Annotated in this window: 4 protein-coding genes and 5 pseudogenes; 7 read left to right on the top strand and 2 right to left on the bottom strand. The window is 50.7% G+C overall.

Translation table 11 applies throughout. The features are described 5' to 3' along the window. From BFF42_RS02435 to BFF42_RS02425, 3 genes and pseudogenes are all read left to right on the top strand, one after another. Window positions 1-373, top strand: a pseudogene (locus BFF42_RS02435) (IS1-like element IS1X2 family transposase); the annotation flags it as partial. A gap of 15 nt (window positions 374-388) precedes the next feature. After that, window positions 389-2,062 (top strand): annotated as a pseudogene (locus BFF42_RS02430) (bifunctional alpha/beta hydrolase/class I SAM-dependent methyltransferase); the annotation flags it as partial. Beyond that, a complete protein-coding gene (locus BFF42_RS02425; protein WP_000627383.1) occupies window positions 2,052-3,368 on the top strand; it encodes a phosphatase PAP2/dual specificity phosphatase family protein in 1,317 nt (438 codons plus the stop codon). The pseudogene BFF42_RS02430 and the gene BFF42_RS02425, both read left to right, overlap by 11 nt. Window positions 3,369-3,418: 50 nt before the next feature. Here BFF42_RS02425 and azoR read toward each other — a convergent pair whose 3' ends face one another. Next, the gene (azoR, locus tag BFF42_RS02420; RefSeq protein ID WP_000048948.1) at window positions 3,419-4,024 is read right to left on the bottom strand and encodes an FMN-dependent NADH-azoreductase; all 606 of its coding nucleotides are present in this window, start codon (window positions 4,022-4,024) and stop codon (window positions 3,419-3,421) included. Between the two features lie 200 nt (window positions 4,025-4,224). Between azoR and hrpA the strand changes: the two are divergent. The 3 genes and pseudogenes from hrpA (at window position 4,225) to aldA (ending at window position 10,834) form a co-directional block, all read left to right on the top strand. Further along, window positions 4,225-8,126, top strand: a pseudogene (hrpA, locus tag BFF42_RS02415) (ATP-dependent RNA helicase HrpA). 271 nt (window positions 8,127-8,397) lie between these two features. Beyond that, complete coding sequence (gene ydcF / locus BFF42_RS02410; RefSeq protein WP_001027951.1) at window positions 8,398-9,198, top strand: DUF218 domain-containing protein YdcF; 801 nt, start codon at window positions 8,398-8,400, stop codon at window positions 9,196-9,198. 196 nt (window positions 9,199-9,394) lie between these two features. Further along, on the top strand, window positions 9,395-10,834 hold the full coding sequence (gene aldA / locus BFF42_RS02405; protein ID WP_000115942.1) for an aldehyde dehydrogenase: 1,440 nt from the start codon (window positions 9,395-9,397) through the stop codon (window positions 10,832-10,834). 41 nt (window positions 10,835-10,875) lie between these two features. Here aldA and gap read toward each other — a convergent pair. Beyond that, a pseudogene (gap, locus tag BFF42_RS02400) lies at window positions 10,876-11,799 on the bottom strand (type I glyceraldehyde-3-phosphate dehydrogenase); the annotation flags it as partial. Window positions 11,800-11,872: 73 nt separating this feature from the next. Between gap and BFF42_RS02395 the strand changes: the two are divergent. Then, window positions 11,873-12,189, top strand: a pseudogene (locus BFF42_RS02395) (transposase); the annotation flags it as partial.

Genomic DNA, 12,189 nt, shown 5'->3' with positions numbered 1-12,189 from the left:
CGAACAGTGGGGCTACGTCGGTGCTAAATCACGTCAGCGCTGGCTGTTTTACGCGTATGACAGGATACGGAGGAGGGTTGTGGCGCACGTCTTCGGTGAACGCACTCTGGCCACACTGGAGCGTCTTCTGAGCCTGCTGTCGGCCTTTGAGGTCGTGGTATGGATGACGGATGGCTGGCCGCTGTATGAATCACGCCTGAAGGGAAAGCTGCACGTTATCAGCAAGCGTTACACTCAGCGCATTGAGCGACATAATCTGAATCTGAGACAACATCTGGCAAGGCTGGGACGGAAGTCACTGTCGTTCTCAAAATCGGTGGAGCTGCATGACAAGGTCATCGGGCATTATCTGAACATAAAACACTATCAGTAAGTTGGAGTCATTACCCAGCCAGGGGCGAAAAAGGTCATTGTCTTATTTCATCGTGGCCATGAACATTCTGGTCGTCTACAACATATCGTTGATGAACTGGCGATGCCAGATACTGCTTTTTATGCATGGGATGCCCGGGGGCATGGAAAAACTTCGGGGCCGCGTGGTTATAGCCCATCTCTTGCGCGTTCAGTGCAGGATGTCGATGAATTTGTCCGTTTTGCTGCCAGCGACAGCTAGGTTGGACTGGAAGAGGTGGTTGTGATCGCGCAAAGCGTCGGCGCAGTGCTGGTTGCCACATAGGTTCATGATTATGCGCCTGCAATTCGCGGGCTGGTGCTGGCTTCTCCGGCCTTTAAGGTTAAATTGTATGTGCCGCTGGCACGTCCTGCGCTGGCGTTATGGCATCGTCTGCGTGGTCTGTTTTTTATTAATTCCTATGTGAAAGGACGCTATTTGACCCACGATCGGCAACGGGTGGCGAGTTTCAATAATGATCCGCTGATCACACGGGCGATTGCCGTCAATATCTTGCTCGATCTCTATAAAACGTCTGAACGTATTATTAAAGATGCGGCGGCGATTACGCTCCCCACGCAACTTCTGATATCAGGCGATGACTATGTGGTGCATCGCCAACCGCAGATTGATTTTTATCAGAGATTACGTAGCCCTCTGAAAGAGCTGCATCTGCTGCCAGGCTTTTATCACGACACGTTGGGTGAAGAGAACAGGGCGCTGGCATTTGAAAAAATGCAAAGCTTTATTAGTCGTTTATATGCTAACAAATCGCAAAAATTTGATTATCAGCATGAAGACTGCACAGGACCATCAGCGGATCAATGGCGGCTACTTTCTGGTGGACCCGTGCCATTATCGCCGGTTGATTTAGCGTATCGCTTTATGCGAAAGGCGATGAAATTGTTCGGGACGCACTCTGCGGGCCTGCATCTCGGAATGAGCACCGGCTTTGATTCAGGCAGTTCGCTGGATTATGTCTATCAAAATCAACCGCAAGGTAGTAACGCATTCGGGCGCTTAATCGACAAAATCTACCTGAACAGTGTTGGCTGGCGCGGTATTCGCCAGCGCAAAACCCATTTACAAATACTGATTAAACAAGCCGTTGCCGATCTCCACGCCAAAGGTTTAGCCGTCCGCGTGGTTGACATTGCCGCAGGGCATGGGCGCTATGTACTGGATGCGCTGGCAAACGAGCCTGCCGTAAGCGATATTTTGTTACGTGATTACAGCGAGTTAAATGTTGCACAGGGGCAAGAGATGATTGCCCAACGGGGAATGTCTGGGCGGGTGCGTTTTGAACAGGGCGATGCGTTTAACCCGGAGGAACTCAGCGCGTTAACTCCGCGGCCTACGCTGGCAATTGTCTCTGGACTGTATGAGCTTTTTCCCGAAAATGAGCAGGTAAAAAACTCACTCGCAGGTCTTGCCAATGCCATCGAACCGGTCGGCATTCTCATCTACACCGGGCAGCCGTGGCACCCTCAACTGGAGATGATTGCCGGGGTGTTAACCAGTCATAAAGATGGTAAACCGTGGGTAATGCGCGTGCGTTCGCAAGGGGAGATGGATTCACTCGTGCGTGATGCCGGATTTGATAAATGCACACAACGGATTGATGAGTGGGGTATTTTTACGGTTTCGATGGCGGTGCGTCGTGATAACTGAACGTCGGAACGTATTGCTACAAGGCGCTGGCTGGTTATTGTTGCTGGCCCCGTTTTTTTTCTTCACCTATGGATCTCTTAATCAGTTCACCGCGGTTCAGGACCTTAACAGCCATGATATCCCCAGTCAGGTATTCGGTTGGGAAACGGCGATCCCTTTTCTTCCCTGGACTATTGTTCCTTACTGGAGTCTGGATCTTTTATATGGATTTTCGCTGTTCGTTTGTAGCACGACATTCGAACAGCGCCGACTTGTCCACCGGCTTATTCTGGCAACGGTAATGGCCTGCTGCGGTTTTTTGCTCTATCCGCTGAAGTTTAGTTTTATCCGTCCTGAAGTGAGTGGGGTGACGGGATGGCTATTTTCGCAACTTGAACTGTTTGATCTGCCTTATAACCAGTCTCCTTCGCTGCATATTATTCTCTGCTGGCTACTTTGGCGTCACTTTCGTCAGCATCTGGCTGAGAGGTGGCGTAAAGTCTGTGGCGGATGGTTTTTACTCATCGCTATTTCTACTCTGACGACCTGGCAGCATCATTTTATTGATGTCATCACAGGGCTGGCGGTAGGTATGTTGATTGACTGGATGGTGCCCGTCGATCGTCGTTGGAATTATCAGAAACCTGATCAACGTCGAATCAAAATAGCACTGCCATATGTCGTAGGCGCGGGCTCGTGCATTGTGTTGATGGAGCTAATGGTGATGATTCAGTTATGGTGGTCAGTCTGGTTATGTTGGCCAGTATTATCGCTACTCATTATTGGCCGTGGGTACGGTGGGCTTGGCGCGATAACAACAGGGAAAGATAGTCAGGGGAAACTCCCGCCCGCCGTTTACTGGCTGACATTGCCCTGGCGCATCGGGATGTGGCTGTCTATGCGTTGGTTTTGTCGTCGCCTGGAGCCGGTGAGCAAAATTACTGCTGGTGTTTATTTAGGGGAGTTTCCACGACATATTCCGGCACAGAATGCGGTTCTGGACGTCACCTTTGAATTCCCTCGGGGACGAGCGACAAAAGATCGACTCTATTTCTGTGTACCGATGCTGGATCTGGTGGTTCCGGAAGAGGGGGAGCTCCGACAGGCCGTGGCGATGCTGGAAACATTACGCGAAGAGCAAGGCAGCGTTCTGGTCCATTGCGCGTTGGGATTATCGCGCAGTGCGCTGGTAGTGGCGGCATGGTTGTTATGTTACGGACACTGTAAAACCGTTGATGAAGCGATTAGTTATATTCGAGCCAGACGTTCGCATATTGTGCTTAAGGAAGATCACAAAGCGATGCTGAAATTATGGGAAAACAGGTAAGTGGATTGAGATGTGGACTGAACTACAGTCCACATCAAGATCGTGTCCGGTTATGCAGCAACAATGCTGTCGATGGCCGCTTTCGCGTCAGACTGCGCTTTCGCTGCCATTTCCGGACCGTATGCGATCCCTTCGGCGAAGACAAATTTCACATCGGTAATGCCGATAAAGCCGAGGAACGTGGACAGATACGGCGTCACCAGGTCCGTTGGTCCATCTTTGTGGATCCCACCGCGGCTGGTAATAACGATGGCTTTTTTACCCGTTACCAGACCTTCCGGACCGTTCTCGGTATAGCGGAAAGTAACGCCTGCGCGTGCAACCAGGTCAAAATAGTTTTTCAACTGAGTTGAGATGTTGAAGTTATACATCGGTGCCGCAATAACGATAACGTCGTGGGCTTTCAGCTCGGCAATCAGCTCATCGGAAAGCGCCAGAGCTTCCTGCTGACGCGGAGTCAGCGGCGCATCGCTCGGACGCAGAGCGCCAACCAGTTCGCCATCCAGTACCGGAATCGGATTTGCAGCCAGGTCGCGAACGGTGATTTCATCAGCGGAGTGCTTTTCGCGCCATTGTTCAACAAAATAATCGGACAACTGATTAGACTGAGAGTACCCTGCCAGGATGCTGGATTTAAGAACTAATACCTTGCTCATGGTGTTTCCTTATAGATGTTTGAATTGGCGATGCCCCGTTGCTTGCTGACACTTTATTCACAATCCTGCCACAGAGATAGCGCAATAAATCGAAGCCTATGTTCGAATTTATTGAACAACGCATAGAAAGCCGCGATGTGGTACTCTATATCTATCATTTAAAAGAAAATTAATCAGGCAGACTACTGCCCACTAACGTTATGACAGAACAACAAAAATTGACCTTTACTGCTTTGCAGCAGCGGCTGGATTCGTTGATGCTGCGCGACAGACTGCGTTTTTCTCGCCGTCTGCATGGTGTTAAGAAGGTTAAAAATCCTGATGCACAACAGGACATTTTCCAGGAGATGGCGAAAGAGATTGACCAGGCGGCAGGGAAAGTCCTGCTGCGTGAAGCGGCACGACCGGAAATCACTTATCCGGACAATTTGCCAGTTAGTCAGAAAAAACAGGATATTCTCGAAGCGATTCGTGATCACCAGGTGGTGATCGTCGCCGGGGAAACCGGTTCCGGTAAAACGACCCAGCTACCGAAAATCTGTATGGAGCTGGGGCGCGGGATTAAAGGACTGATCGGCCATACCCAGCCGCGTCGTCTGGCGGCAAGAACGGTGGCGAACCGTATTGCGGAAGAGCTGAAAACGGAGCCAGGCGGTTGCATCGGTTACAAAGTGCGTTTCAGCGATCACGTAAGTGATAACACGATGGTCAAGCTGATGACCGACGGTATCCTGCTGGCGGAGATCCAGCAAGACCGCCTGCTGATGCAGTACGACACCATCATTATTGACGAAGCACACGAACGCAGCCTGAATATCGATTTTCTGCTCGGCTATTTGAAAGAGTTGCTGCCGCGGCGTCCTGACCTAAAAATCATTATCACTTCCGCGACTATCGACCCGGAACGCTTTTCTCGCCACTTTAATAATGCGCCGATTATCGAAGTCTCCGGTCGGACCTATCCGGTGGAAGTGCGCTATCGCCCGATTGTTGAAGAAGCCGATGACACCGAGCGCGATCAGTTGCAGGCGATTTTTGACGCCGTAGACGAACTGAGCCAGGAAAGCCCTGGCGACATTCTGATCTTTATGAGCGGCGAGCGGGAAATTCGCGATACCGCCGATGCGCTGAACAAGCTGAACTTACGCCATACCGAAATCTTGCCGCTTTATGCGCGGCTTTCGAATAGCGAACAGAACCGCGTGTTCCAGTCGCACAGCGGGCGACGCATTGTGCTGGCGACCAACGTCGCGGAAACCTCGCTGACTGTACCGGGGATTAAATACGTTATCGACCCCGGTACGGCGCGTATCAGCCGCTACAGCTATCGCACCAAAGTGCAGCGTTTGCCGATTGAACCCATTTCACAGGCGTCTGCCAATCAGCGTAAAGGCCGTTGTGGTCGTGTGTCCGAAGGGATCTGTATTCGTCTCTATTCCGAAGACGATTTCCTCTCGCGCCCGGAGTTTACCGATCCGGAGATTCTGCGTACCAACCTGGCCTCGGTTATTTTGCAGATGACCGCGCTGGGGCTGGGCGATATCGCTGCGTTCCCGTTTGTCGAAGCACCGGATAAACGCAATATCCAGGATGGCGTGCGTCTGCTCGAAGAACTGGGCGCGATCACCACGGATGAACAGGCCAGCGCCTATAAACTGACGCCGCTCGGTCGCCAGCTCTCGCAACTGCCGGTCGATCCTCGTCTGGCGCGTATGGTGCTGGAAGCGCAGAAACATGGCTGCGTGCGTGAGGCGATGATTATCACGTCCGCGCTCTCCATTCAGGACCCGCGTGAGCGGCCGATGGACAAACAGCAGGCATCGGACGAAAAACATCGTCGCTTCCACGACAAAGAATCCGACTTCCTCGCGTTTGTAAATCTGTGGAATTATCTTGGCGAGCAGCAAAAGGCGCTTTCTTCAAACGCCTTCCGTCGCCTGTGTCGTACCGATTATCTCAACTATCTGCGCGTGCGCGAATGGCAGGATATCTACACCCAGTTGCGTCAGGTGGTGAAAGAACTTGGCATTCCGGTTAACAGCGAACCGGCGGAGTATCGCGAAATTCACATTGCGTTGCTGACGGGTTTACTTTCCCATATCGCATGAAAGATGCCGATAAACAAGAATATACCGGCGCACGTAACGCGCGTTTCTCCATCTTCCCCGGTTCTGGTTTATTCAAAAAACCGCCGAAATGGGTAATGGTGGCGGAACTGGTAGAAACCAGCCGCCTGTGGGGGCGCATTGCTGCGCGTATCGACCCGGAATGGGTGGAGCCTGTCGCTCAGCATTTGATTAAACGTACCTACAGCGAACCGCACTGGGAACGGGCGCAGGGCGCGGTGATGGCAACGGAAAAAGTCACTGTTTATGGTTTGCCGATTGTTGCAGCGCGCAAGGTCAACTACAGCCAGATCGATCCGGCGTTATGTCGTGAACTCTTTATTCGCCATGCGCTGGTGGAAGGTGACTGGCAGACGCGTCACGCATTCTTCCGTGAAAACCTGAAACTGCGGGCCGAAGTGGAAGAGCTGGAACACAAATCACGTCGCCGCGATATTCTGGTTGATGACGAAACGCTGTTTGAGTTCTACGACCAGCGCATCAGCCACGATGTAATCTCCGCTCGTCACTTCGATAGCTGGTGGAAAAAAGTCAGCCGCGAAACGCCTGATTTGCTCAACTTTGAAAAGAGCATGTTGATCAAAGAAGGGGCGGAAAAAATCAGCAAGCTGGATTACCCGAACTTCTGGCATCAGGGCAATCTCAAGCTGCGTTTGAGCTATCAGTTTGAGCCAGGCGCAGACGCGGACGGTGTGACCGTACATATTCCGCTGCCGTTACTTAACCAGGTTGAGGAAAGCGGGTTTGAATGGCAGATCCCCGGTCTGCGCCGCGAATTGGTGATTGCTCTGATTAAATCGTTGCCGAAACCGGTACGCCGTAATTTTGTGCCTGCACCAAACTACGCCGAAGCGTTTTTAGGCCGCGTCACACCGCTGGAGTTACCGTTGCTCGACAGCCTTGAGCGCGAGTTACGGCGGATGACCGGCGTTACCGTTGACCGCGAAGACTGGCACTGGGATCAGGTGCCCGATCACCTGAAAATCACCTTCCGCGTGGTGGATGACAAAAACAAGAAGCTAAAAGAAGGGCGCTCGCTACAAGATCTGAAAGATGCGCTGAAAGGCAAAGTGCAGGAAACGCTGTCCGCGGTGGCGGATGACGGTATCGAGCAGAGCGGCTTACATATCTGGAGTTTTGGTCAGCTGCCGGAAAGTTACGAACAGAAGCGTGGCAACTATAAAGTGAAGGCGTGGCCGGCGCTGGTGGATGAACGCGACAGCGTGGCGATCAAACTGTTTGATAACCCGCTGGAGCAAAAACAGGCAATGTGGAATGGTCTTCGCCGTCTACTGCTGCTAAATATTCCCTCGCCGATCAAGTATTTACATGAAAAGTTACCGAACAAAGCCAAGCTGGGACTGTACTTCAACCCGTATGGCAAAGTGCTGGAGCTGATCGACGACTGTATCTCCTGCGGTGTGGATCAACTGATCGACGCCAATGGTGGCCCGGTCTGGACGGAAGAAGGCTTTGCTGCGCTGCATGAGAAAGTGCGTGCCGAACTGAACGACACGGTGGTAGATATTGCGAAGCAGGTCGAGCAAATTCTTACGGCAGTGTTCAATATCAACAAACGTCTGAAAGGGCGGGTGGATATGACCATGGCACTGGGGCTTTCTGACATTAAAGCGCAGATGGGCGGGTTGGTATATCGCGGTTTTGTCACTGGTAACGGCTTCAAACGGCTGGGCGACACGCTGCGATATTTGCAGGCGATTGAAAAACGACTGGAAAAACTGGCGGTTGATCCACATCGCGATCGTGCACAGATGCTGAAAGTCGAAAACGTCCAGCAGGCGTGGCAGCAATGGATCAACAAACTGCCGCCTGCACGTCGTGAGGATGAAGACGTGAAAGAGATCCGTTGGATGATAGAAGAGCTGCGCGTTAGTTACTTCGCTCAACAACTTGGTACGCCTTATCCGATTTCAGATAAGCGTATTTTGCAGGCGATGGAGCAGATTAGCGGTTAACCCTGCTATTTGCCTAATAAATCTAAAACCCGGTAAGCATTTAGCGCCGGGTTTTTTATTAATTCTAAAACGGTAAGGGTAAAAATTCAGGAATTCAGAAAAATACAATTCTCTGCTGCAAGATGAATAATGTTTATCTACAGCATTTCCTTAAAAGATATGTCAGGCTTGCGGAGTGGCGGTTAAGGACATACGACTTCCTCCTTTCAGAGTGCTCAGCTTCTCACTATTATCTCACGCAGTATTCTTAAGGGAACGATAAGGAGGAACCATGAACATTACCCCGTTTCCGACGCTTTCGCCGGCAACTATAGATGCCATAAATGTTATCGGACAGTGGCTGGCGCAGGATGATTTCTCCGGTGAGGTGCCGTATCAGGCCGATTGCGTGATCCTTGCAGGCAATGCGGTTATGCCGACTATCGACGCGGCATGTAAGATTGCTCGCGATCAGCAAATTCCTTTACTGATTAGTGGTGGTATCGGTCACTCGACAACTTTTTTGTATAGCGTCATCGCACAGCATCCGCACTACAACACTATCCGCACCACTGGCAGAGCAGAAGCGACCATCCTGGCGGATATCGCTCATCAGTTCTGGCACATTCCGCATGAAAAAATCTGGATTGAAGACCAGTCAACAAACTGCGGTGAAAACGCACGCTTTAGCATCGCGCTATTTAATCAGGCCGTAGAACGAGTTCATACGGCTATCGTTGTTCAGGACCCCACCATGCAGCGGCGCACGATGGCGACGTTCCGCCGTATGACTGGGGACAATCCCGATGCACCACGCTGGTTAAGTTATCCCGGATTCGTTCCTCAGTTAGGAAATAACGCAGACAGTGTAATCTTTATTAATCAGTTACAAGGATTATGGCCGGTTGAGCGTTATCTCTCACTACTCACTGGCGAGCTGCCGCGTTTACGCGATGATAGCGATGGCTACGGTCCCCGCGGGCGAGATTTTATCGTTCACGTTGATTTTCCGGCAGAAGTCATCCATGCATGGCAAACGCTTAAACACGATGCGGTGCTCATCGAGGCGATGGAAAGTCGCTCGTTACGTTAAAAATTGCCCGTTTGTGAACCACTTGTTTGCAAACGGGCATGACTCCTGACTTTTATTTCTGCCTTTTATTCCTTTTACACTTGTTTTTATGAAGCCCTTCACAGAATTGTCCTTTCACGATGCCGTCTCTATGATGATTGATGTTAATTAACAATGTATTTACCAAGAACAAACATATAAATCACAGGAGTCGCCCATGTCAGTACCCGTTCAACATCCTATGTATATCGATGGACAGTTTGTTACCTGGCGTGGAGACGCATGGATTGATGTGGTAAACCCTGCTACAGAGGCTGTCATTTCCCGCATACCCGATGGTCAGGCCGAGGATGCCCGTAAGGCAATCGATGCAGCAGAACGTGCACAACCAGAATGGGAAGCGTTGCCTGCTATTGAACGCGCCAGTTGGTTGCGCAAAATCTCCGCCGGGATCCGCGAACGCGCCAGTGAAATCAGTGCGCTGATTGTTGAAGAAGGGGGCAAGATCCAGCAGCTGGCTGAAGTCGAAGTGGCTTTTACTGCCGACTATATCGATTACATGGCGGAGTGGGCACGGCGTTACGAGGGCGAGATTATTCAAAGCGATCGTCCAGGAGAAAATATTCTTTTGTTTAAACGTGCGCTTGGTGTGACTACCGGCATTCTGCCGTGGAACTTCCCGTTCTTCCTCATTGCCCGCAAAATGGCTCCCGCTCTTTTGACCGGTAATACCATCGTCATTAAACCTAGTGAATTTACGCCAAACAATGCGATTGCATTCGCCAAAATCGTCGATGAAATAGGCCTTCCGCGCGGCGTGTTTAACCTTGTACTGGGGCGTGGTGAAACCGTTGGGCAAGAACTGGCGGGTAACCCAAAGGTCGCAATGGTCAGTATGACAGGCAGCGTCTCTGCAGGTGAGAAGATCATGGCGACTGCGGCGAAAAACATCACCAAAGTGTGTCTGGAATTGGGGGGTAAAGCACCAGCTATCGTAATGGACGATGCCGATCTTGAACTGGCAGTCAAAGCCATCGTTGATTCACGCGTCATTAATAGTGGGCAAGTGTGTAACTGTGCAGAACGTGTTTATGTACAGAAAGGCATTTATGATCAGTTCGTCAATCGGCTGGGTGAAGCGATGCAGGCGGTTCAATTTGGTAACCCCGCTGAACGCAACGACATTGCGATGGGGCTGTTGATTAACGCCGCGGCGTTGGAAAGGGTTGAGCAAAAAGTGGCGCGCGCAGTAGAAGAAGGGGCGAGAGTGGCGTTGGGTGGCAAAGCGGTAGAGGGGAAAGGATATTATTATCCGCCGACATTGCTGCTGGATGTTCGCCAAGAAATGTCGATTATGCATGAGGAAACCTTTGGCCCGGTTCTGCCGGTGGTCGCATTTGACACGCTGGAAGAGGCTATCTCAATGGCTAATGACAGTGATTACGGCCTGACCTCATCAATCTATACCCAAAATCTGAACGTCGCGATGAAAGCCATTAAAGGGCTGAAGTTTGGTGAAACTTACATCAACCGTGAAAACTTCGAAGCTATGCAAGGCTTCCACGCCGGATGGCGTAAATCCGGTATTGGCGGCGCAGATGGTAAACATGGCCTGCATGAATATCTGCAGACCCAGGTGGTTTATTTACAGTCGTAATGAGTAAAAGAGGCGGAGGTTTTTTCCTCCGCCTGTACGCGTCAGAGTTTAGCGAATTTTTCGAGGGTGCGAATAAGCTGCGTGACGAAGCCATATTCGTTATCGTACCAGGCGACCGTTTTCACCAGTTGTAAATCGCCCACGGCGGTAATTTCCGTTTGCGTAGCATCAAACACCGAACCGAAATGGCTGCCAATGATATCGGAAGAGACTATTTCTTCATCGGTATAACCAAATGACTCGTTATTGGTGGTTGCTTGTTTAAGTGCGTTATTCACCTCTTCGGCAGTCACTTTTTTTCCGAGAATCGATACCAGTTCAGTGACCGAACCTGTTTTCACCGGCACGCGTTGCGCATGACCTTTCAGTTTGCCGCTCAGTTCCGGGATCTCCAGACCAATGGCTTTTGCCGCCCCCGTAGTGTGGGGAATGATATTTTCTGCCGCTGCGCGTGAAGCACGTAAATCTTTACCACGTGGGCCATCCACCAGTGACTGGGTGCCAGTATAGGCATGAATGGTCGTCATCGTGCCGACTTCTATCCCGAAACTGTCATGCAAGGCTTTGGCCATCGGCGCAAGGCAGTTAGTGGTGCATGACGCCACGGAAACAATGGTGTCGTTGCCATCCAGAGTGTCGTCATTGACGTTATAAACGATAGTTTTCATTTCACCGGCAGGGGCGGAAATCAACACCTTCTTCGCACCAGCATCAAGATGCGCCTGCGATTTCTCGGCGGAGGTATAAAAGCCAGTACATTCGACAATGATTTCTGCACCTTTCGCTTTCCACGGAATATTTTTAGCCTCTTTTTCGGCGTAAACCGCGATACTTTTCCCATCAACGATAAGTGAATCTTTCGTAAAATCAACGCTCTAGGGGAATGGTCCGTAGTTTGAATCATGTTTCAGCAGGTAGGCGAGAATTTTTGGGGAAGTGAGATCATTAATAGCGACAACGTCTATGTGAAGTGGCACACTGAATTTGGCCACCTGAACAGAGGTGATATGCTCACCTCAGAACAACACAGGTGCTCCAATGAAAAAAAGAAATTTTAGCGCAGAGTTTAAACGCGAATCCGCTCAACTGGTTGTTGACCAGAAATACACGGTGGCAGATGCCGCCAAAGCTATGGATGTTGGCCTTTCCACAATGACAAGATGGGTCAAACAACTGCGTGATGAGCGTCAGGGCAAAACACCAAAAGCCTCTCCGATAACACCAGAACAAATCGAAATACGTAAGCTGAGGAAAAAGCTACAACGCATTGAAATGGAGAATGAAATATTAAAAAAGGCTACCGCGCTCTTGATGTCAGACTCCCTGAACTGTTCTCGATAATCGGGAAACTCAGA

The sequence above is a fragment of the Shigella sp. FC1661 genome (genome assembly GCF_001712525.1).
Classification (GTDB): domain Bacteria; phylum Pseudomonadota; class Gammaproteobacteria; order Enterobacterales; family Enterobacteriaceae; genus Escherichia; species Escherichia coli.
The sequence above is the reverse complement of the archived record's forward strand: the minus strand, read 5'-3'. Positions and strand labels throughout refer to the sequence as shown.